Source organism: Rhodomicrobium sp. R_RK_3, from assembly GCF_002198715.1.
Taxonomy (GTDB): domain Bacteria; phylum Pseudomonadota; class Alphaproteobacteria; order Rhizobiales; family Rhodomicrobiaceae; genus R-RK-3.
This window is the reverse complement of sequence record NZ_MWLK01000036.1, coordinates 270,004-291,461: the sequence shown is the minus strand read 5'-3', so window position 1 is coordinate 291,461 and position 21,458 is coordinate 270,004. Positions and strand designations below refer to the sequence as shown.

17 protein-coding genes, 1 tRNA gene and 1 riboswitch are annotated in these 21,458 nt (G+C 67.5%); of the genes, 10 read left to right on the top strand and 8 right to left on the bottom strand.

Translation table 11 applies throughout. The features are described 5' to 3' along the window. Nucleotides 1-19: 19 nt before the first annotated feature. Entirely contained in the window at nucleotides 20-1,027 is a 1,008-nt protein-coding gene (locus BLEFHOIH_RS23025) for an ABC transporter ATP-binding protein (RefSeq protein WP_088348376.1), read from the bottom strand. A gap of 81 nt (nucleotides 1,028-1,108) precedes the next feature. Here BLEFHOIH_RS23025 and BLEFHOIH_RS26945 point away from each other — a divergent pair, with 81 nt between their 5' ends. The 3 genes from BLEFHOIH_RS26945 (at nucleotide 1,109) to preA (ending at nucleotide 4,017) form a co-directional block, all read left to right on the top strand. After that, entirely contained in the window at nucleotides 1,109-1,246 is a 138-nt protein-coding gene (locus BLEFHOIH_RS26945) for a hypothetical protein (RefSeq protein WP_170937341.1), read from the top strand. 124 nt (nucleotides 1,247-1,370) lie between these two features. Then, nucleotides 1,371-2,690 (top strand): NAD(P)-dependent oxidoreductase, encoded by a 1,320-nt coding sequence (locus BLEFHOIH_RS23020; protein ID WP_088348375.1) that lies wholly within the window; start codon nucleotides 1,371-1,373, stop codon nucleotides 2,688-2,690. Nucleotides 2,691-2,706: 16 nt separating this feature from the next. Next, nucleotides 2,707-4,017 carry an NAD-dependent dihydropyrimidine dehydrogenase subunit PreA gene (gene preA, locus BLEFHOIH_RS23015; RefSeq protein ID WP_088348374.1) on the top strand — a complete coding sequence of 437 codons (1,311 nt, stop codon included), beginning with the start codon at nucleotides 2,707-2,709 and terminating at the stop codon, nucleotides 4,015-4,017. Between the two features lie 67 nt (nucleotides 4,018-4,084). On the opposite strand, the gene BLEFHOIH_RS23010 is transcribed toward preA, so the two are convergent. After that, nucleotides 4,085-5,995 (bottom strand): TonB-dependent receptor, encoded by a 1,911-nt coding sequence (locus BLEFHOIH_RS23010; RefSeq protein WP_088348373.1) that lies wholly within the window; start codon nucleotides 5,993-5,995, stop codon nucleotides 4,085-4,087. A gap of 77 nt (nucleotides 5,996-6,072) precedes the next feature. Here BLEFHOIH_RS23010 and BLEFHOIH_RS23005 point away from each other — a divergent pair, with 77 nt between their 5' ends. The 3 genes from BLEFHOIH_RS23005 to cbiB are packed head-to-tail and all read left to right on the top strand — an operon-like array spanning nucleotide 6,073 to nucleotide 9,216. Further along, on the top strand, nucleotides 6,073-6,948 hold the full coding sequence (locus BLEFHOIH_RS23005) for an ABC transporter substrate-binding protein (RefSeq protein WP_170937340.1): 876 nt from the start codon (nucleotides 6,073-6,075) through the stop codon (nucleotides 6,946-6,948). Then, nucleotides 6,945-8,264 carry a cobyrinate a,c-diamide synthase gene (locus tag BLEFHOIH_RS23000; protein WP_088348371.1) on the top strand — a complete coding sequence of 440 codons (1,320 nt, stop codon included), beginning with the start codon at nucleotides 6,945-6,947 and terminating at the stop codon, nucleotides 8,262-8,264. The genes BLEFHOIH_RS23005 and BLEFHOIH_RS23000 overlap by 4 nt, the downstream gene beginning before the upstream one ends. Beyond that, nucleotides 8,254-9,216 (top strand): adenosylcobinamide-phosphate synthase CbiB, encoded by a 963-nt coding sequence (gene cbiB, locus BLEFHOIH_RS22995; RefSeq protein WP_088348370.1) that lies wholly within the window; start codon nucleotides 8,254-8,256, stop codon nucleotides 9,214-9,216. The genes BLEFHOIH_RS23000 and cbiB overlap by 11 nt, the downstream gene beginning before the upstream one ends. A gap of 1 nt (nucleotide 9,217) precedes the next feature. On the opposite strand, the gene BLEFHOIH_RS22990 is transcribed toward cbiB, so the two are convergent. The 5 genes from BLEFHOIH_RS22990 to cobW form a co-directional block, all read right to left on the bottom strand. Next, nucleotides 9,218-10,696, bottom strand: coding sequence for a cobyric acid synthase (locus BLEFHOIH_RS22990; RefSeq protein WP_088348369.1), 1,479 nt, complete (start codon nucleotides 10,694-10,696; stop codon nucleotides 9,218-9,220). Between the two features lie 237 nt (nucleotides 10,697-10,933). After that, entirely contained in the window at nucleotides 10,934-11,569 is a 636-nt protein-coding gene (gene cobO, locus BLEFHOIH_RS22985) for a cob(I)yrinic acid a,c-diamide adenosyltransferase (protein WP_088348368.1), read from the bottom strand. After that, the gene (cobN, locus tag BLEFHOIH_RS22980) at nucleotides 11,566-15,318 is read right to left on the bottom strand and encodes a cobaltochelatase subunit CobN (RefSeq protein WP_088348367.1); all 3,753 of its coding nucleotides are present in this window, start codon (nucleotides 15,316-15,318) and stop codon (nucleotides 11,566-11,568) included. The genes cobO and cobN overlap by 4 nt, the downstream gene beginning before the upstream one ends. A 210-nt stretch (nucleotides 15,319-15,528) precedes the next feature. Next, nucleotides 15,529-16,446, bottom strand: a complete 918-nt coding sequence (locus BLEFHOIH_RS22975) for a DUF1289 domain-containing protein (RefSeq protein ID WP_088348366.1) — start codon at nucleotides 16,444-16,446, stop codon at nucleotides 15,529-15,531. Further along, nucleotides 16,443-17,486 carry a cobalamin biosynthesis protein CobW gene (cobW, locus tag BLEFHOIH_RS22970; protein ID WP_088348487.1) on the bottom strand — a complete coding sequence of 348 codons (1,044 nt, stop codon included), beginning with the start codon at nucleotides 17,484-17,486 and terminating at the stop codon, nucleotides 16,443-16,445. Before cobW ends, BLEFHOIH_RS22975 begins: the two co-directional genes overlap by 4 nt. Before the next feature lie 149 nt (nucleotides 17,487-17,635). Beyond that, a riboswitch (cobalamin riboswitch) is annotated at nucleotides 17,636-17,870 on the bottom strand. Nucleotides 17,871-17,949: 79 nt separating this feature from the next. On the opposite strand from cobW, the gene cobT reads away from it, so the two are divergent. The 4 genes from cobT to BLEFHOIH_RS22950 all read left to right on the top strand — a co-directional run bounded on the left by cobT (nucleotide 17,950) and on the right by BLEFHOIH_RS22950 (nucleotide 20,513). Beyond that, nucleotides 17,950-18,972, top strand: a complete 1,023-nt coding sequence (gene cobT, locus BLEFHOIH_RS22965) for a nicotinate-nucleotide--dimethylbenzimidazole phosphoribosyltransferase (RefSeq protein WP_088348365.1) — start codon at nucleotides 17,950-17,952, stop codon at nucleotides 18,970-18,972. After that, the gene (locus BLEFHOIH_RS22960; RefSeq protein WP_088348364.1) at nucleotides 18,969-19,757 is read left to right on the top strand and encodes an adenosylcobinamide-GDP ribazoletransferase; all 789 of its coding nucleotides are present in this window, start codon (nucleotides 18,969-18,971) and stop codon (nucleotides 19,755-19,757) included. Before cobT ends, BLEFHOIH_RS22960 begins: the two co-directional genes overlap by 4 nt. Next, nucleotides 19,754-20,266, top strand: coding sequence for a bifunctional adenosylcobinamide kinase/adenosylcobinamide-phosphate guanylyltransferase (gene cobU, locus BLEFHOIH_RS22955; protein WP_348626066.1), 513 nt, complete (start codon nucleotides 19,754-19,756; stop codon nucleotides 20,264-20,266). Before BLEFHOIH_RS22960 ends, cobU begins: the two co-directional genes overlap by 4 nt. A gap of 171 nt (nucleotides 20,267-20,437) precedes the next feature. Beyond that, nucleotides 20,438-20,513: transfer RNA gene (locus BLEFHOIH_RS22950), tRNA-Lys, on the top strand. Between the two features lie 199 nt (nucleotides 20,514-20,712). Here the strand turns inward: BLEFHOIH_RS22950 and BLEFHOIH_RS22945 are convergent. Further along, the gene (locus BLEFHOIH_RS22945) at nucleotides 20,713-21,321 is read right to left on the bottom strand and encodes a ribonuclease D (protein WP_088348362.1); all 609 of its coding nucleotides are present in this window, start codon (nucleotides 21,319-21,321) and stop codon (nucleotides 20,713-20,715) included. Between the last annotated feature and the right edge of the window lie 137 nt (nucleotides 21,322-21,458).

The following is a 21,458-nucleotide window of genomic DNA, read 5'->3' as shown; positions in this document are numbered from 1 at the left end:
CTGCCTCCTCGTTGGATTTTTAGACGGTGATGGGGTCGGCGAGACGGTGGGCGTCGGCGGGACGCCAGCTCACCGAAACGCGGTCGCCGGGATTGAGCGGATCGGCGAAGAACGCCTCTTCCGGAACGGTTGCGATCAGCTCGCTCGCCGCATCGCTGGCGAGGCCGAGCTGCACATAGGTGCCCTGATATTCGACATCGCGGATGCGGGCTTCCAGCGCTCCGGCGGCAAGGCCCTGACCATTCAGGCGGCCGACCTGGGTCCGGTCCGTGCGCACGGCGATCTTGCAGCCTTCGCCGGGCAGCACATTGTGGCCGCCGATGAAGCGCGCCACGAATTCGGTCGCGGGCTTGGTGAAGATTTGCGGCGGCGTGCCGCGCTGCTCGATACGGCCGTTGTTCATGACGACGATCAGGTCGGCGAGCGCCATGGCCTCGTCCTGGCCGTGCGTGACGTGGATGAAGGAGATGCCGAGCTCCTTCTGCAGCCGCTTCAGCTCGGCGCGCATTTTGACGCGCAGGAAAGGGTCGAGCGCCGAGAGCGGCTCGTCGAGCAGCAGGATCTGGGGCTCGGTGATGAGGGCGCGGGCGAGCGCGACGCGCTGCTGCTGGCCGCCGGAGAGCTGCGCGGGCAGGCGCTGGGCGTATTTGCCCATGTCGACCAGGCCGAGAAGCTGGGCCGCCTTGGCGTGACGTTCCGCTTTCGGTGCGCCTGCCATCTTCATGCTGAAGGCGACATTGTCGAGCACGCTCAGATGCGGAAACAGTGCGTAGGACTGGAACATCATCGCGGTGCCCCGCCGCGCCGGCGGCAGCAGCGTGACATTGGCATTGCCGAGGATGATGTCGCCCGCGCTAACGGATTCATGCCCCGCGATCATGCGCAAGGTCGAGGTCTTGCCGCAGCCGGATGGGCCGATCAAGCAGCAATAATCGCCCGCCGGCACTTTCAGGTCGATCGTATCGACGGCGACGGTGTCGCCATAGCGTTTGGTGACGGCAACAAGCTCAAGCGCGGCGCCCTTCATGCAATCACCTTTGCCAATGTCTGCGGAATACGGACCGCCGCCATTCGGCGGCCATGAGAGGTGTGCGAATGCGATGCTTCGATGCTTGCCGATCCGACCATTCTACTCCTGCGCGTTCAATCGCCTAACATCATTATTGCCGCCATCCTGTTGCACGATGCTTCGGCAGCGGACGCCTCGTATCGATGCAAAAACCATGCCGGGCTGTCGCTGGCCTGATTGCCGTCCCGGCGCGTGGGGCGCTTCGGGTCGGCAGCCGGAGGCAGGGCCAAAGTTTGACCAATTGATAAAAAAAAAGAACTGCGCTAGCTTTTTTAGAACGAAACTAAGGTGGTCGAAGCCCATGGCTCAAAGCGTGCCGACAGACGGGATCGCCTCGGGGCGTCTCGCGCCGGAAGAATACCGCTCCCGCTTCGCCGACCTGCACCCGCCGCTCAGCACGCACGAGGCGGTGGTCGAAGCCGACCGCTGCTATTTCTGCTACGACGCGCCCTGCATGACGGCCTGTCCGACCGCCATCGACATCCCGCTGTTCATCCGCGAGATCGGCACCGGCAATCCGCTCGGCGCGGCGAAGACGATTTTCGATCAGAACATCCTCGGCGGCATCTGCGCCCGCGTCTGCCCGACCGAGACGCTGTGCGAGCAGGCCTGCGTGCGCGAAGCCGCCGAAGGCAAGCCGGTGCAGATCGGTCTGCTGCAGCGCTACGCCACCGACAAGGCAATGGCGGCGGGCAAGCAGTTTTACGGCCGCGCCGCGCCGACGGGCAAGACCGTGGCGGTGATCGGCGCGGGGCCTGCGGGCCTCGCCTGCGCGCACCGTCTGGCCATGAAGGGCCACGAGGTGCAGATCTTCGAGGCGCGGCCGAAAGCGGGGGGCCTGAACGAATATGGAATCGCCGCCTATAAGGCCGTGGATGGTTTCGCCCAGGCCGAGGTGGACTATGTCACCGCCATCGGCGGCATCACCATCCATCATGAGCGGGCGCTCGGGCGCGATGTCTTCCTCTCCGGGCTCGCCGAGCAATATGATGCGGTGTTCCTCAGCGTGGGCCTTGCCGGCGTCAATGCGCTGGGCGAGGCCGACGCCGAGGCGCGGGGGTCGGACGATGCCGTCGCCTGGATCGCCGAAGTCAGGCAGGCGAGCGATCTCGGTACGGTGCCGGTCGGTCGCCGCGTCGTGGTGATCGGCGGCGGCATGACCGCGATCGATGCCGGCATCCAGGCCAAGGGCCTCGGCGCGGAAGCGGTGACGATCTGCTATCGCGGGCCGCGCGAGCGCATGAAAGCCTCGCTCTACGAGCAGGACCTGGCCCAGACGCGCGGCGTCGCGATCCGCTGCGAGATGCGGCCTCTGCGCGTGATCGCCGATGCGGGCCGGGTGGTCGCCATGGCGTTCGAGCAGGGCGGAGAGACGGTCACGCTCGAATGCGATCAGGTTTTCAAGGCCATCGGCCAGACTCTGGTGTCCGGCGCGGTCGAGGACGAGACGCCGCTGGCGCTATCAGGCGGTCGCATCCAGGTCGACGCCGAGGGCCGCACCTCGAACCCGAAGGTCTGGGCCGGCGGTGATTGCGTCGCCGCGGGCGACGACCTCACCGTCACGGCGGTCGCGCAGGGGCGCGACGCGGCAGAGAGCATTCACAAGGCGCTCAGCGCCTGAGCCGAGGACCATTGCCATGGCCGACATCCGTTCGAATTTCCTCGGCATCAGATCGCCGAACCCGTTCTGGCTCGCCTCCGCACCGCCGACCGACAAGGAATACAACGTCCGCCGCGCCTTCAAGGCCGGTTGGGGCGGCGTGGTCTGGAAGACCGTCGGCCACGACCCGGCCTGCGTCAATGTCAACGGCCCGCGCTACGGCGCCGTCTGGGGACCGGACCGGCGGCTGCTCGGCTTCAGCAATATCGAGCTGATCACCGACCGTCCGCTCCAGCTCAACCTGCAGGAGATCAAGGCCGTCAAGCGCGACTTCCCCGACCGCGCCGTGGTGGTCTCGCTGATGGTGCCCTGCGACGAGGCGAGCTGGCAGTCCATCCTGCCGCTGGTCGAGGACACCGGCTGCGACGGCATCGAGCTGAATTTCGGCTGCCCGCACGGCATGCAGGAGCGCGGCATGGGCTCGGCGGTGGGTCAGGTGCCGGAATATATCGAGATGGTCACGCGCTGGTGCAAAGCGCATAGCCGCCTGCCGGTCATCGTCAAGCTGACGCCGAACATCACCGACATCCGCTGGCCAGCCCGCGCCGCCAGGCGCGGCGGCGCCGATGCCGTGTCGCTCATCAACACCATCAACTCGATCACCTCCGTCAATCTCGACACGTTTTCGCCCGAGCCCTCCATCGACGGCTATGGCTCGCATGGCGGCTATTCCGGCCCCGCGGTAAAGCCCATTGCGCTGAACATGGTCGCCGAAATCGCGCGCGATCCGGAGACCAAGGGGCTGCCGCTATCGGGCATCGGCGGCATCACCACATGGCGCGACGCGGCCGAGTTCATGGCGCTGGGCTGCGGCACGGTGCAGGTCTGCACGGCCGCGATGACCTACGGCTTCAAGATCGTGCAGGAGATGATCGCCGGGCTGGAGAACTGGATGGACGCCAAGGGCCATGCCAGCCTCGACAGCTTTGTCGGCCGCGCCGCGGGCCGCGCGACGGACTGGCAATATCTCAACCTCAATTACGTCGCCAAGGCCCGCATCGACCAGCAGCTCTGTATCAAATGCGGCCGCTGCTACATCGCCTGCGAGGACACCTCGCATCAGGCCATCACCGCGCTAGCTAACGGCAAGCGCCATTTCGAGGTGATCGAGGCGGAATGCGTGGGGTGTAATCTCTGCGTGAATGTCTGCCCGGTGGAGAACTGCATCACCATGGAGCCGCTGGCCGCCGGTGTGCTGGACCGGCGGACGGGGCAGGTGGTTGACGGAGAGTATGGGAACTGGACCACGCATCCGAACAATCCGATGCGGGTGCAGGCTGCTGAGTAGTTGCAGGTTTGGCCGGTCGCGACGCGAAGCGGCGCGACCATTCAAGTCGCGAGCCTTCGCCCCGGCCCTAAAATCTCGCCCGCAAGCCCAGATAGGCGGAACGTCCCGCAGTGGCGAAATTCTTGATTTCCTCATAATCGGCATCGAGCAGGTTTTCGGCGCGGAGATACAGCTCCGCGCCCGGCGAAAGCGCGTAGCTGCCCGCGAGATCGACGCGGACATAGGAGTCGAGCAAATCCTCCTCGCCGTCATTGTTGAAGCGCTCGCCGACATAGGTCGCGCTGGCGGACAGGCTCACGCCCTCGACGGGCAGCACCGTCAGCTTGACGTTGAAAGCGTTGTTGGGGCGGCGCTGCAGAGCGAGGCCGGTCGCCGCGTCGATCGCATCCAGATAGGTATAGGCGCCGCGCAACGACATCCAGCGCGCCGGCCGCAGCACGGCGGATAGTTCGACGCCGTCGATCTCGGCGGCGGCGATGTTCTTGAAGCTGCCGGTCTTGCCGTCGAAGGCGATCAGATCCTCGATGTCGTTGGAGAAATAGCTGCCCGACAGCGTCACCGCTCCGTCAGCCAATTCCTGGTCTACCCCCGCGTCAAAGCCCCGGCTGGTCTCGACCGTCAGGTCGGGATTGCCTTTTGCGAAGGCTGAGTCCTCGAAACGCTGCTGGAAGGTCGGCGCCTTTGCCCCGGTGCCATAGCTGCCGCGAAATTTCGTGCCCCATGCGGGGACGCGATAGGCCGCCGTCAGCCGGTAGGTCGCCTCGGTGCCGGCCGGGCCGAATTCGTCCGCGCGCACCGCGCCGGTGAGATTGAGCTCATCGGTCGGGTTGAAGCTGTATATGGCGAAAGCCGAGCGCCAGACCTCCTCGACGTCGTAGCGCAGCTTGAAGCCCTTCAGCGTGTCCTCGTCGAAGGCGAGGCCGGTCTGCTGATCGAGCTTGCCGCCGAACACCAGCCGGTCGACGCCGCGCGGCGCAAGCTCGCCCTGATATTCGACGCCCCGGCTGGTGCCCTCGAAGGTGCTGGTCTTGCCGATCAGGCTCGGCGTGGTGCGCGCGCCGTTGTCGTCGAAGAAGTCACGGTCGCTATCGGTGACGAAGGCGGTGAGGCGGTTCTGCAAGCCGCCGCCCAGCAGGCTGAGATGCGCCGAAGCCGTGGCCATGGTCAGCACCCGGTCGACATTGTCGGCGGCGTCGCGCGGCGTGCCGGTCAGGCCGATGCTGTCCGTGTCGGCCTTGACCTCATAGCGCGCCGCCGTGACCGTGACGCCGAAAACATCGGTCGGATCGTAGTCCAGCCGTGCATTGATCGACTGCTTGCGTGCGGCATCGTCCTCGCTGCCGCCGTCGAAACGGGAAAAGCCCGATGTGCGGAAATTCGTCGCCCCGACCGAGACGCTGACGCCGTCCTTCGACCCGGCCGCATAGGCGCGCTGGGCAAACGTCTTGTAGCTGCCGCCCTCGATCTCGGTGACGGCATGCGGCGCGCCCTCGCCCTTGCGGGTGATGATGTTGATGACGCCGCCGATGGCGTCGCTGCCATAGACGCCCGATTGCGGCCCGCGAATGACCTCGATGCGCTCGACATTGGCCAGCGTGAACACCGAGAAATCGAACTCGCTGCCGGTGCTGGCGGGGTCGTTGACGCGCACCCCGTCGATCATCACCAGCGTCTGGTCAGGGTCCGCGCCGCGAATGGACACCGAGGCCGTGCCGCCGAGCCCGCCCGCCTGGTTGATGGTCAGGCCGGGGACGGTCTCCAAAAGCTCGACGATATTTTCGGCCCGCGCCGCCTCGATCTCCTCGCGCCCGATAACGGTCACGGCGCTGCCGATCTTGCCGGCCTCTTCGGGAAAGCGGTTTGCCGTGACGACGATGCCCTCGAGCGCGGTCGGCTCCTGGGCCTTCAGGGGTGCCGAAGATGCGGCACAAGCTGTTGAAAATACGAAAATATACGCATACGCACGCAACGCAGACATTCAGGACCTCGCTCGGATCGGCCTTGCCGCTAGGGCGCCCGCCACGGTATGTGTCTCGGGCAAGAGGATCGGCTAACATGGCGCGTCGGACGGCGGCAATACGGGCGGGACACAGGGCAATTGTTCTGCTGGCCGCTGTTGCTTTTCTGCCGGTCGGCCCCGCGCCAAGGGCGGCCAAAGCGCTCCAACGCATCGTCTCCATCAATGCCTGCACCGACCAGTTGCTCTGGGCGCTGGCCGACCGCGGCCAGATCGCCGCCATGACCAATTACGCGGCCAATCCAGCCTATTCGCTCACGCCCGACGAGATCGCTTCGTCGGGCGTCCCGCTCATCCGCGGCGAGGCCGAGGAGGTGCTGAAGCTGAAGCCCGATCTGGTGCTGGCGGGCAGCTTCACCCGCACCGCGACGCGGCAGCGCCTGAAAGCGTTCGGGCTGCGGCTCGAGACCTATGCACCCGCCGAGAGCATTGCGGCGGCCAAGACCGACATCCGCCGCACCGCGCTGATGATCGGGCAGCCCGCGCGCGGCGAAGCGCTGATCGCCGAGATCGACGCCGCCCTGGCGGAAGCGCGCGCCGCCATCGGCAGCCGTCCGTTGCGGCTGCTGCAACTGCGCAGAAACGCTTATATTTCCGGGAAGGGCACGCTGTTCGACGACGCGCTCAATCAGCTCGGCCTCGCCAATGCCGGGGTCGAATCCGGGCTGAAGGGCACGCGGCAGGGCTCGCTCGAAGCGGTGCTGAAAATCCAGCCCGACGCGCTGGTGATGTTCGACGCCATCGACCGGCCCGGCGATCAGGGCTCGGCACTGCTGTTCCACCCGGGGCTGCGTGACAGTTTTCCGGAAGCCCGCCGCGTCATCATCGACGGCAATGAGATCGTTTGCGGCGGCCCGTCGCTGCCGCGCCTTTTGCGCTCGCTTGCGCGCGGCGTGCGGGGTCTTGCGCAATGAGCGCGCCGGGGATCGTGATCGCCGCCGCCGGCTCGGGCGCAGGCAAGACGACGCTGGCGCTCGGGCTGATGCGGGCGCTACGCAATCGCGGCCTGCGGGTGCGCGGCTTCAAGAGCGGGCCGGATTATATCGATCCGGCATTCCACGCCGTCGCGACCGGCCAGGAAAGTTTCAATCTCGACAGCTTCGCGATGGGGTCTGATCTTCTGGACGCTATCGCCGGGCATGGCGCGGCGGGGCGGGATATCGTCGTAGCCGAAGGCGCGATGGGCCTGTTCGACGGCGTGCGCGCGCCGCTCGGGCGGCGGGGCGCGGCGGCGGATCTGGCGCTGCGCTATGGCTGGCCGGTGCTGCTGGTGATCGATTGCCGGGCCGTGGCGCAGACGGCGGCCGCTATTGCGGCGGGGCTGGCGCATTTCGACAAGCGCATCCGCATCGCCGGTGTGGTGCTGAACAATGTCGCCAGCGCAAGGCATCGCGCGAGCGTCGAGGATGGGTTTTCGGGCCTGGCGATCCCGGTGCTCGGAGCGCTGGCGCGGAATGCGGATTTCGCCTTGCCCGAGCGGCATCTGGGATTGGTGCAGGCTGGTGAGATCGGCGGGCTGGAGACGCGGCTCGAGGGTTTCGCGGCGGCGGTCGAGACGGGCTGCGACGTGCCGGCGATTGCCGCGCGGGCAGGCGGAGCGAGGATAGCGGGGGGCGGCGCGATTGCCGGGATCCCGGCTCCAGGACGCTGCATCGCCATCGCGAAGGATGCGGCGTTTTCGTTTATCTATCCGCATGTCCTCGCCGGTTGGCGGATGTCGGGGGCGGAGATCGTATATTTCTCCCCGCTGGCCGACGAGCCTCCGCCGGAGGATTGCGACGCCTGTTTCCTGCCCGGCGGCTATCCGGAATTGCACGCCGGCGTTTTGGCCGGTGCGCAGCGCTTCATGCGAGAGCTGCGCGCCTTCGCCGAGACCCGGCCTATTCATGGCGAGTGCGGCGGCTACATGGTGCTCGGGCGCTCGCTAACCGATGCCGATGGCATTGCGCATGAAATGGCCGGGCTGCTGCCGGTTGCGACGAGCTTTCAGGCGCGGCGTCTGACCTTGGGCTATCGGCGGGCCGAGTTTGGCGGCCGGGCGCTGATGGGCCACGAGTTTCATTACGCGACGATGCTGACGCCGCCGCCCGCCGATACCGAAGCCTACGCGGCGGTCTATGACGGCGAGGGAGAGAGCCTCGGCCTTGCCGGGCATCGTTCGGGCAATGTCTCCGGCTCGTTCTTCCACGCCGTCGCCCCCGCTGTGATGGCCGGGCCAGATGCTGTTTGAGACGCAGGCCGCGTTCATCCTCGCCGCCGCGCTGGCGCTCGACGCGGCGGCCGGCGATCCCGATTGGCTTTGGCGGCGCGCGCCGCATCCGGTGGTGATTTTCGGACGGCTGATCGGCTGGCTGGACAGGTCGCTCAATCGTGGCTCGGCGCGGCGGCTCGGCGGCGTGGTCGCGTTAATTGTGCTGATCGCGGCGGCAGGTGCGGCCGGCTGGGCGCTGCACTCTGCTTTCGCGCTGCATCCGCTCGGCCTCGCGGGGGAGATTCTGGCCGTCGCGGTGCTGCTGGCGCAGCGCAGCCTCTACGATCACGTCGCGCGCGTCCGCCGCGCGTTCGGCGGGGGCGGATTGGCCGCCGCGCGCGTGGCCGTTTCGTTGATCGTCGGGCGCGATCCCAACGCGCTGGACGAGGCGGGCGTCTGCCGTGCGGCAATCGAGACCACGGCGGAGAATTTTTCCGATGGTGTCGTCGCGCCGGCCCTTTGGTATCTGGTCGCGGGGTTGCCCGGCATCGCGATCTATAAGGCGGTCAATACCGCCGACAGCATGATCGGGCACCGCACGCCGCGCCATGCGGCGTTCGGCTGGGCGTCTGCACGAGCGGATGATGCGATGAATCTCCTTCCGGCGCGGCTGTCGGGAGGTCTGATGGTGGTTGCGGCGGCCTTCGCGGGCGGTGATGCGCGCGGCGCCTGGCGCGCAATGTGGCGGGATGCGGGGGGGCACCGTTCGCCGAATGCGGGCTGGCCGGAGGCGGCCATGGCGGGGGCGCTGGGTCTGGCGCTCGCGGGGCCGCGCGTTTACGCGAGCGGGCGTATAGAGGATGCGTGGATGAATGAGGGCGGGCGGGTTGAGGCGCGGCCGGAGGATATCGCTCGGGCGCTCAGGGTGTTTGTGGTCGCTTGCGGGGTGCTGCTGGTGGTCGTTTTGGCCATCGCGCTGATGGTGACCTAAGCTATCGCGCGCGGGCTATGGCGAGGAGGCGGTCGAGGTCCAGATGCGCCTCCAGATGCGCGGCGAGGCTGTCCAGCGTGGCATCGAGCAACGCACCGTAATGGATGTCACCATCGGCCGCCGCGCCGAGACGGGCGAGGAAGGCACGGCGGAACTCGTCGCTCTGGAACAGGCCGTGGACATAGCTGCCGAAGACGCGGCCATCGGGGCTGATCGCGCCGTCCGGTTCGCCCTCGATGCGGAGCCAGGGGCGGCCGGTCGCTGGGCCGGTGGTGCGGCCGAGGTGAATTTCATAGCCGGTGACGGGCAGGCCGCTGCCAATTTCGCCGCCCAGGACGGGCCGCACGCGCTTGTCCGGCGTCAGCACGGTTTCGGCGTCGAGCAGGCCGAGGCCGGGATGGGTGCCGGGGGCGCCTTCGATGCCGTCCGGGTCGGCGATGGTGCGGCCGAGCATCTGATAGCCGCCGCAAATGCCGATCACCGCGCCGCGCTGGCGGACATGCGCGGCAATGTCGATGTCCCAGCCCTCGCGGCGCAGGCCCGCGAGGTCGTCAATAGTGGATTTCGAGCCGGGCAGGAAGATCAGGCCGGCGTCGCGCGGCAGCGGCGCTCCGGGCGTTGCGAAGTGAATGGCGACGCCGGGCTCGAGCTTAAGCGGGTCGAGGTCGTCGAAATTGGCAATGCGGGAGATGACGGGGACGACGATCTTGAGGCGGCCTTCGGCATCGCGTGATCCGGCCGAGAGGATGCCGACGGAGTCTTCGGCAGGGAGGCGCGCGGCGGCGGCGAAATGGGGGATGATGCCGAGGTCGGTCCAGCCGGTGCGCTCGGCGATGATGCGCGCGCCCTCGGCGAAAAGCGCGGCGTCGCCGCGGAATTTGTTGATGAGGAAGCCCTGGATGCGGCGGCGTTCGGCCTCGCTCAGCAGGGCGTGCGTGCCGACGAGGCTGGCGATGACACCGCCGCGGTCGATGTCGCCTGCGAGGATGACGGGCAGGTCGGCGGCTTCGGCAAAACCCATATTGGCGATGTCGCCGGCGCGCAGATTGACCTCGGCCGGGCTGCCCGCGCCTTCGACGACGATGAGCTCGGCCTCGCGGGAGAGGATTGCAAAGCTTTCGAGCACGCGCGGCAGCAGTTCGGATTTGCGCTGGCCGAATTCGCGGGCGCGCATGCGTCCGAAGCGGTGGCCTTGCACGATGATCTGGCTGGTGGAATCCGCTTCGGGCTTGAGCAGCACGGGGTTCATGTGGACGCTGAGCGGGACCCGGGCGGCGAGCGCTTGCAGCGCTTGAGCGCGTCCGATTTCGCCGCCGTCCGGGGTCGCGGCGGCGTTGTTGGACATGTTCTGCGGTTTGAAGGGGCGGACGGCGAGGCCGCGCAGCATGAAGGCGCGGCAAAGCCCGGCGACGATAAGGGATTTGCCGACGTTGGAGCCGGTGCCCTGGATCATGATCGCGGGGATGCGGGAGGCGGTCATTGGCGGCGCGACCGATCGGCTGGCAGCGGCCTCCGTGATTCGCGTCGTCCGGGACGGCCCTCAGGCCGAGCCGGGACCCAATCCCGCATCTGCAAGCACTGCGGCGAGTGGATAGGCGAGTAGGCCCCGGCCCTAACGGCCGGGGCGACGGAATGAGAGGGCTTGCTATGTGGCGGGCGGCTCGGGGTGCGGAAGGAAGGCCGGGCGCCAGGCGGCGCCTTGCGGATGGGTTGCACTTTAAAACTCGATCCCGGCTTGGGCCTTCACGCCGGAGCGGAAGGGGTGCTTCAGCAGCGTCATTTCCGTCGCGAGATCGGCCGCCTCGACCAGTGCATCCGGGGCGTTCCGGCCCGTGATGATGACATGCGTGTCCGTAGGCTTCTCTTCCGCCATGAAGGCAAGCACTTCATCCATAGGCACATAATCATAGCGCAACGCGATGTTCAGTTCGTCGAGCAGCACCAGCTTGATGGCCGGCTCGCGGATCAGCTCTTTGGCCTTCTCCCAGGCGGCGCGGGCGTGGGCGATGTCGCGTTCGCGGTCCTGCGTTTCCCAGGTAAAGCCCTCGCCCATCGTGTGGAACTGGCAGATGCCGGCAAAATGCTCGGCGATCAGGGCGCGCTCGCCGGTCTCCCAGCCCCCCTTGATGAACTGCACCACGGCGCAGGGCATTTTGTGTGCGATGGCGCGGAATACCATGCCGAAAGCCGCCGTCGATTTGCCCTTGCCCTTGCCGGTATGCACGATCAGCAGGCCGCGCTCCTCGGTCTTGGCGGCCATGATCTTGTCGCGCGAGGCCTTCTTCTTCGCCATTTTTTCGGCGTGGCGGGCATTGCCGTCCTCCGCGCCGGGCGAGATACTATCATCGCTCATGTGGAAACCTCCCTTTGCCGCGCCTTGGCCAACTGGCCGAGCAGCGCTCCGGCGCTGTTGCTGCGCGGCGACCACAGGCCGCGCTCGATGGCCTCGCTGAAGCGGGCGGCGATGTCGGTCAAGGCCGCGTCATTATTTTCGGCGAGGAACGACCGCACTCTATCATCGCCGATATAGGCGTCGTAAAGCGCCTCGAAATGATGGTCGCCCACAGCGTCGGTGGTCGCGGCGAAGGCGAAGAGGTAATCCACAGTCGCGGCGATCTCGAAGGCGCCCTTATAGCCGTGCCGCATCACGCCGGCGATCCATTTCGGATTCGCCGCGCGCCCGCGCACGATGCGGCCGATCTCCTCCTCCAGCGAGCGGATGACGGGCCGCTCGGGACGCGAATGGTCGCCGTGATAGACGCGCACCGCCGCGCCCTTCAGGGCTTTCACTGACGCCGCCAGACCGCCTTCGAACTGGTAGTAATCGTCGCTGTCGAGGATGTCATGTTCGTGGTTGTCCTGATTGTGGACAATCGCGTCTAGCCCGGCGAGGCGGCGTTCCAGAGCGCCGCGCTCGGGCCGGCCTTCGAGGCCCGCGCCATAGGCATATTGGCCCCATTGGATGTAGCTCTCGGCGAAATCGGCCTCCGTCCGCCAGAGGCTTTCGTCGATCAGCGTTTGCAGGCCCGCTCCGTAAGCGCCGGGTTTGGAGCCGAAGATGCGAGCGCTGGCGAGGCGGCGCGCGGCATCGGGCGCGGCGCCGATCGCGATGAGTTTGGCGGCTTCAACGGCGACATGGGCGGCGATCGGGTTTTCGTCCGCCGCCTCGTCCAGCGCGGCGACGGCGCGGACGGCGCTGTCGAGCAGGTCCATCTGCGCGGGGAAGGCGTCGCGGAAAAAGCCTGAGACGCGGAAGGTGACGTCGACGCGCGGGCGCTCGAGTTTTACGAGCGGGATGATCTCGAAGCCGGTGACGCGGCGCGAGGCCGGTTCCCAGCGCGGACGCACGCCCATCAGCGCGAGGGCCTGGGCGACATCATCGCCGCCGGTGCGCATGTTAGCCGTGCCCCAGGCGCTGATAGCGAGAGCGCGCGGCCAGTCGCCGTGGTCCTGCAGGTAGCGGGCGATGACGAGGTCGGCGGATTTGCGGCCGAGCTCCCAGGCGGCCGGCGTCGGGACGGTGCGGCCGTCGAGCGAGTAGAAATTGCGCCCGGTGGGGAGGACGTCGGGGCGGCCGCGCGTCGGCGCGCCGGAGGGGCCGGGTGGAACGAAGCGGCCGTTGAGGGCGGTAAGGATGCCGGCGATTTCGGCGGTGCCGCAGGCTTCGACGCTCGGCGCAAGAGTCGCACGGATTTCGTCGAGCACTACTTGGCTACGTGTGCCGGGAGCGGCAGGGGCTTCGCCGGAGACAAGGCGCTGGGCCAGGATTTCGAGCCGTTCAACGGTATCGCCTGCTGTGCGCCAAGGCTCGTTGCTGAGAGCGGCGAGCGTGTCCGGTCTCGCGCCGGACCACGCCCCGCCTAGCGTACAGGCCAACGGATCGAAACCGTCCAGCCCCAAATCCGCCGCCAGCGCGCCGATTAGCGAGGCATTGCCCCCTGCCCCATCGCCGCGCGGCACCCTCGCCAGCGCGACAAGCAAATCCGTCCGCATCCCACCCTCCGGAGAACGGCCGAAAATATGCAGCCCGTCGCGGATCTGCATTTCCTTCAGCTCGCAGAGGTGGTTGTCGAGCGCGGCCAGCGCCGTCTCCTGCGGCGCGGTCGGGTCTATGCCGCAATCGCGGTCGAGGCCGAGGCGGGCGCTGGTCGCCAGGATTTCGCCGGCCAGATGCACGCGGCGCGGCTCGTCGACATTCGCTGCCTCGAAATATTCATCGACCAGCGCCTCCAACTCCTTCAGCGGGCCGTAGGTCTCGGCGCGGGTGAGAGGGGGCGTGAGATGGTCAATGATGACGGCGGAGGTTCGGCGCTTGGCCTGGCTGCCTTCGCCGGGGTCGTTGACGATGAAGGGGTAGATGTTCGGCAGCGGGCCGAGCGCGGCTTCCGGGTAGCACTCGGCCGAAAGCGCCAGCGCCTTGCCGGGCAGCCATTCGAGATTGCCGTGCTTGCCGAGATGAATGACGGCATGAGCGCCGAGCGCGGCGCGCAGCCAGATGTAAAAGGCAAAATAGCTGTGCGGCGGGACGAGGGCCGGGTCGTGGTAGCTGCCCTTGGGGTCGAGGTTGTAGCCGCGCGCGGGCTGGACGCCGATGGCGACATTCCCGAGGCGCAGGGCGGGGATGGCGAAGGCGCCGTGTGTGAAATGCGGGTCGGCGTCGGGCGGTCCCCAGCGGGCGGTGATTTCGGCGCGGATGCGCTCGGGGAGGGCGGCGAAACCGGCGAGGTAGTCGGCGAGCGGCAGGCGCTCGGTGATGGCGCGGCCTTCGAGCCCGGCGTTGGTCGGCCCTTCGCGCAGGGCGGCGATCAGCGCATTGCCGTCCGCCGGGATGTCTCCGACCGCATAGCCAGCGCCTTCCAGCGCCGTCAGAATTTCGATCGCGCTTTGCGGCGTGTCGAGGCCGACGCCGTTGGCGAGGCGCGCGTCGCGGTTCGGATAATTGGCGAGGATCAGCCCCCACTTGCGCCCGGGTGGTGGCGTCCGGCGCAGGCGCACCCAGGCGGCGGTGAGGTCGGCGACGAAATCAACGCGGTCGGGTTTTGGCACGGCGCGCGTGAGGTAATGCTGGGTCGCAGCATCGAAGCCGCTGTCGGATTTGAACGAGATGGCACGCGTCAGCACGCGGCCGTCGATCTCGGGCAGGGCAACATGCATGGCGATGTAATGCGGCGACAGCCCGCGTGTGCGGCTCGCCCAGGCTTCCTCGGTCTCGCCAGAGCAGACGATTTGCAGCACCATCGCGTCGAGTCCGGCGAAGGGCGAAGCTTCGGCACCCGCGCCGATATTGGCGGCAAAGGCCGTGCTGTTGAGGATGATGTCTGGCGGCGCTTGGCGAAACAGCGCGCGCAGAGTCTGGATGCAGATCTCCTCGCGCAGGCTGGTGACGAAGACGGGGAGCGGGTTCAGGCCGCGCGCGGCGAGGCCGGCGATGAGGGCATCGACGGCGGCCAGATCGCCGGATTGCATCAGGGCGCGGTAGAAGATGATCGCGGCGGCCGGCCAGCCGGGACGCCAGTGCTGGCGGATGGTTTCAAGCCGCGCAGTTACCGCGCCGGGCCAATAGAGGCCGGCTTTCATCAGCGGTCGCGCAGGCGGCGGCTCGGCGCTGCCATTCAGCATCGCGGCGAGGCTGAGCAGGAAGCCGGAGGCATTCTCCGTACCGCCCTCGCGCAGATAGGCCCACAAAGCCTCGCGCTGGGTGTCGTCGACCGTGGACAGCCCTTCGAGCAGCAAATCCGGCTTGTCGTCGCCGGGTAGCACGACCAGTTGGAAGGCGCCGTCACGCGCCATCTCGGTCAGGCGCTCCAGGCCGTAGGGCCAATAGCTGCGCCCCCCAAGCAGGCGAAGCACGACAATACGCGCGCCGGTCAGCGTCTTCTCGGCATAGAGATCGACGGAGAAATTGTGCTTGAGCTGCATCAGGTTGACCAGCCGCATCGTGGGCTGGGGGGAGACCGCCGCGAGCGCGCCATGGGCACCGGCCAGCAGCGCCAATTCGGTGTCGGCGGAGGAGAGCACGACGATGGCGCCGGGCGTCTGGCGCAAATCGCGCGGCTCGGCGCCGTCGTCGATCGCGCCGGATTCTGTGACGAGCAGATGCACTAGAGCACGATCGGCTGAGGAGGGTGCAAGACCCCCCCGCTTGCCGCAGCGCAACCTCTCCCAGGGGAGAGGTCGGCGCGCGAAGCGTGCCGGGTGAGGGGTTGCGGACTGTCGGTGAGGCACGAACCCCTCACCCCAACCCTCTCCCCAAGGGAGAGGGAGTCTGGCAGCGGATCAAGATAGGCTGGGTCCATCTCAACTGATCCTGTTCTAGAAATGCCCGTCGAGCAGCGCGGCGGCGGGTTTGCGCGAGGCCGGGTAGAAGATGGCGCAAGGCGCGAAGATTGCGTCGAGCGCCCTGCCATCGGGCATTTCGCGGCGGGTAGCAAGGCGGGCGGCATCCGGCATCGCGGACGTAAAAGCCTCGACGCGGCCGAGCCCGGTCTCCACAACGACATGCGTTGCGGCGTTCGTCAGTGCCTCCGCCGCGCCGTCGAGCGCCTGCCGCCAGGGCATTCCCAGCCCGGCATTCATCGCCTCGACAAAGCCCGCATCCGCGCTGCGCAGACAAAGCCTTGCCGCGCTGTTCCCCGCCACGCCCAGATCATACAGCCCAGCCCGCCGATGCGACTCGCAGACCGACGCCGTGTCCGGCCCGACGCTCTGCACCACGTCCCCGCGTCGTAAATCCAGCCGTCCGCGCGGCATCACCAGCGCGATCGCCTCCGGCCCGCAGGCATCGGCGGCGTTGCCATACGCGAGGGCGATCACCTTCTCATGCCGGACCAGCCGCAGCGCGCCGCGCGCCGTGATCGCGGTCACCGCGCCGGCGCCGCTCACGATGTCCGCATCCTCCTGCGGCCCGATCTCGAAACTCGCCGACGCGCCCTCGATGCCGAGCGTCCATCGCCCCCAGCGCCGCCGCAGCGTCCGCTCGATCATCCCGGCGATCTCGTCTGGCGACCATGGCAGCCGGTACGCCGTCAGCCGCAGGCCCGCCCGGCGCGGCGGCAACATCGCCCAGACCGCGCGCTTATAATCCGCGCCGGCATTTTGCCACGCGCCGATCTCGTCCTTGCTGCGGGCGCAGCCGAGGCAAAAGCCGGACGGCTCGTCGATCTTGCAGACGTTGATGCACGGTGTCGGCACTGAGCTGACAGGCGCGTCCGCCGGAGGGGCGAGGCTCAATGAACGACGCCTCCGAGCTTGTCCGCGATGGCCTGCCGATCGAGCCCCTTCAGCCCGATGATGACCAGATGGCCCTTGCCGCGCTCGCCTTCGCGCAGCGGCCGGTCGAAATAGCTGTCGACGCGTGAGCCGACGCTCTGCACCGCCAGCCGCATCGGCTTGTTCTCGACGGATATGAAGCCTTTCGCGCGCAGAATGGCCAATTCGCCCGCCGCCTCGATCAGCTTGTCCGATAGCCCACGCGGATCGGCGATCGGCGGCATCGCCACGACGAAACTCTCGAAATCGTCGTGATCGTGCTCCGCCTCGCCTTCCTGCTCATGATGCGACAGCCGGTTCGCCGCATCGTCCTCGGCCCCGATGCCGAGCCCGATCAGCACGTCGGACGACAGCCGACCGCGCACCGAGCGCACGATCTGCGCGGCGGGGCGCTTTTCCTCGCTGACGATCTGCGTCACGCGCGCGAGTTCGTCGGCGTCCACGAGGTCGGTCTTGTTGAGAATGATGAGGTCCGCGCAGGAAAGCTGATCCTCGAACAGCTCGTGCAGCGGGCTGTCGTGATCCAGATTGGGGTCGATCTCGCGCAGCGTGGCGATGGCGGCTTCGTCCTCGGCAAAGCGCCCGTCGGCGACGGCGCGCGCATCGATCACCGTGACGACGCCGTCCACGGTCACTTTCGCGCGCACTTCCGGCCAGTTGAACGCCCGCACCAGCGGCTGCGGCAGTGCGAGCCCCGAGGTTTCGATGACGATATGGTCCGGCGCGGGATTGCGGGCGAGCAGCATGGTCATGGTCGGAATGAAATCATCGGCGACGGTGCAGCAGATGCAGCCATTCGCCAGCTCGACCACGTCCTCCGGGCGACAGGCCTCCTCGCCGCAATCGGTCAGCAGATCGCGGTCGACGCCGACATCGCCGAACTCATTGACGATCAGCGCGATGCGCCGCCCGTTGGTATTGCCGAGCAGATGGCGGATGAGGGTGGTCTTCCCGGCGCCGAGAAAGCCGGTGATGATGGTGGTGGGGATACGGCCGGTCATGAGCGCGGCGCCTCCGCCCGGATGGCTGTCCCGCCGTGGCGGCAATGCAACATAGGCATGATTGCGGAGCTCCCAAAAGGAGGCGCCCATCGGCGACGACCGCAGCCAAACCGGGCCGCGAAAGCGCGCTGCGGAACACCCCGTCCGAACACGTTCTCTCACAGACCGGCAGGTCTCCTGGCTCGCAGGTCACAGCGTTCATCCGCCTTCCCAGCCTTAGCCTTTCGGCCTCAAACCAGTGGCATTCCGGAAAAAACGCTCGCTGCACACAGTCGCGGGGGCGGCCGCGGTTTTGGACCCCCGGATGGGGTGATCCTGATCCGCGTTCCCTTTTCATGCCCAGCGCTTTGCGCTTGATGGGCAACCGGTTTGGCGTTTGTAGGAGTGACGTTTTGATCTGTCAATCGCGCAGCGACACGCTATGCTCTCGCCCGTTCGACTAACCTTGATGCGGTGATCATCGATGTACCCAAGCTTGGCCGCTTTTTCCGATGCGTTGCACGACCTTCCACCCGCCAACGAAGCCTGGCGCGAGACCGCCCGCCGCCGGCAGACCGAGCTGACGAAACCGGCCGGATCGCTCGGCCGCCTGGAGGAGATCGCCGTCTTTCTCGCCGGCTGGGGAGAGGCGCCCGAGCCGCGCGCGGCATCGGCCAGGGTGATCGTGTTCGCGGGAAATCACGGCGTGACGGAGCGCGGCGTCAGCCCCTATCCGGCCGATGTGACGGAGCAGATGATTGCCAATTTCGCGCGTGGCGGGGCGGCGATCAACGCCATCGCCAAAGCCTGCGCGGTCGAATTTTCCGTTGTACCGCTGGCACTTGAACGGCCGACCGGGGATATTTCGCGTGGCCCCGCGATGAGTGAGGCCGAGCTGCTGGAGGCGTTGAATGCGGGGGCGGACGCCGTGCGCGGGCGTGCCGACATCCTGGCCTTCGGCGAAATGGGCATCGGCAATACGACCATTGCCGCTGCGCTGGCCGCCCGCTCGCTGGGCGGCACCGGCGCCGACTGGGCGGGACCGGGCACTGGGCTTTCGAGCGAAGGTGTTTTGCATAAGGCGGCGGTGATCGACGAGGCGCTGGCTCTGCACGCCGCGACCGGCCTGGACGCGCTTGAAATCATGCGCCATTTCGGCGGACGCGAAACCGCGGCCATCGCCGGGGCGGTGGTCGCGGCCCGCCATGCGCTCATTCCGGTGGTGCTCGACGGCTACGTAATGACCGCAAGCCTCGCTCCGCTGTTCCGGCAGAATCCGGCCATCCTTGCCCATTGCCTCGCCGGCCACCGCTCCGCCGAGCCCGCCCATATCCGGCTGCTGCAAGCCCTCGGACTGCCGCCGCTCATCGATCTCGGCATGCGGCTCGGCGAAGGCACCGGCGCGACGCTCGCCATCGCGCTGATCCGCGCCGCCGCCGCCGCCCATAATGAGATGGCGACCTTCGCCGAAGCGCGCGTCGCCAATCGGGATCATGTCGCGTCATGAGCGGCCCTCTTGCTGGACCTGCCCGCCGCCGCGCCGAGGAACTCGGCCTCGCCATCGGCCTTCTCACAAGATATCCGCTGCCCCGTTTCCCGACCCGTTCGGCGGCGACCATCGGCTCCGCCTTCTGGGCCTATCCGCTCGCCGGCGCGCTGATCGGGATTCCTGCGGCCATCGTGCTCTGGCTCAGCGTCTCGGCGGGCTTCTCCGCAACAGCCGCCGCCCTCCTGGCCATGACCGCCGCGCTGATTGCCGGCGGCGGCTTTCACGAGGACGGCCTCAGCGATTTCTGGGATGGCCTCGGCGGCGGCTATGAGCGCGAGGAGAAGCTCGAGATCATGCGCGACAGCCGCATCGGCACGTTCGGCGCCCTGGCGCTGATGCTGGCGCTCGGCCTGCAAGCGTCGTTCCTGGTCAGCCTGCAGCATTATGCCGGCCTCGCCGCCGTCATGGCCGCGATGATCGCGGCCGAAACCGTGGCGCGCGGCGCCATCGCGCTGCCGGTCGCCTATCTCGATCCAGCCCGGTCCGACGGACTCGGCGCGTCGATGGGGACACTGCGGCAGGGCGCGCTGCTCGGCGGCATCGCGCTCGCCATCGTCATCCCAGTGCTGCTGCTCGGCACGCTGGCGGTGGCGCTGATCGTGGGAGCCCTGCTGGGCGCCGGGTCGGTCGTGCTGCTGGCCTGGTATTTCCTCGGCGGCTTCACCGGCGATGTGCTCGGCGCTTCCGCCGTGACCGCCCGGCTTGCCGCGCTCGCCGCCCTGACGCTCGCGATGACGCCGTGACAGTGCGGTCGACCCTGGTCCTCGGCGGCGCGCGTTCGGGCAAGACCCGCCGTGCGCTGGCGATCGGCGAGGGCTTTGCCGAGCGCTATTACATCGCGACCGCCGAGGCGCTGGACGTCGAGATGGCCGACCGCATCGCCCGGCACAAGGACGAGCGCGGCGGCGCCTGGACGACCATCGAGGCGCCGCTGGATCTTGCCGGCGCGATCCGCTCGGTTGCCTCGCGCGAGGCCGTCTGCGTCGTCGATTGCCTGACCTTGTGGCTGTCGAACCTGTTCGGCGCAGGCCGGGACGTCCGCGAGGCGACGGCGGAACTCTGCCGCGCGGTTACGGCGTCGCGGCCGGCACTGGTACTGGTGTCGAACGAAATCGGCCTTGGTCTTGTGCCGGAAACCCCGCTCGGCCGCGCTTTCCGCGACGAGCAGGGGCGCTTGAATCAGGCGGTGGCCGAGGCGGTGGACAGCGTCGAACTGGTGGTGGCGGGCCAAGTGCTGCGGATCAAATCTTAAGGTTCTGACGGCAGCTGTGGCGGATCGGAGGGATCCGAAAGAAATATCGCTGACCGCCTCCCTCCGCCGAAAAGGGAGTTGGATTTTCCCGAAGAAGCATGTTACCCCTTAGCCCAATTCCGCTGCCCATGCGGCGCGGACTGTGATGGCTCGCCCACCGAGCCCATCTCAGGGCGCATAGCTCAGTTGGTAGAGCAGCTGACTCTTAATCAGCGGGTCCAAGGTTCGAATCCTTGTGCGCCCACCATTCCATCCGACATTCAGGTCGACGCTCTGGCTGGCGAGCCTCGTGCGGTCTACGCCGCGCGTCGCGGCAGTTCTAGGGCGTCCGCGCGTCTTCCTGGCCGGAAACTCCGTCCCCGTCGCATAAGAATGTCAGGTGGAAATCGCTGCACGGAATTCCGTCCGCGCCGCAGCTACCGCAACGCGGCCCGTTTGGCCCCGCGCTAATGCGCGTAAATCTCTTCCGTGTCCCAGCCGAGCAGATCGAGCTTGGCGCGGGTCGGCAGGAAGCGGAAGGCGGCGTCGGCGATGTCGCGGCGGCCTTCGCGGTCGATCAGGCCGTCGAAAATGGTCTTCAGCCGGTGCAGATGCAGCACGTCCGAGGCGGCATAGGCCAATTGCTCGTCGGTGAGCAGGGGCGCGCCCCAATCCGAAGTCTGCTGCTGCTTGGAGATCTCGACGCCGAGCAGTTCGCGGCAGAGATCGCGCAGGCCGTGGCGGTCGGTATAGGTGCGGGTTAGCTTCGAGGCGATCTTGGTGCAATAGACCGGCTCGGTCAGCACGCCGAGATGCTGGTAGAACATGGCGATGTCGAAGCGGCCATAGTGGAACAGCTTCGTCACGGCCGGATCGGCGAGCAGCTTGACCAGGTTCGGCGCGTCGAAGGTGTGACCGAACTGGACCAGATGCGCATCGCCGTCGCCGCTGGAGAGCTGCACCAGGCAGAGCCGGTCGCGATGCGGGTCGAGGCCCATGGTCTCGCTGTCCACGGCAACGATGTCGCCGAAGCTCAGCCCGTCGGGAAGATCGCCCCTGTGAAGTGTAATGGCCATCAGCGGCTTATATCACATGCGAGGCGCAATGCCAGACACCGCGCCGACTATCCCCGGCTGTGAGCGAACCCGCCGCAGGGCCATATCCCTCCGTCGCCCCGGCTCTACGGCCGGGGCGACGTTTTTGTAAGTCGGAA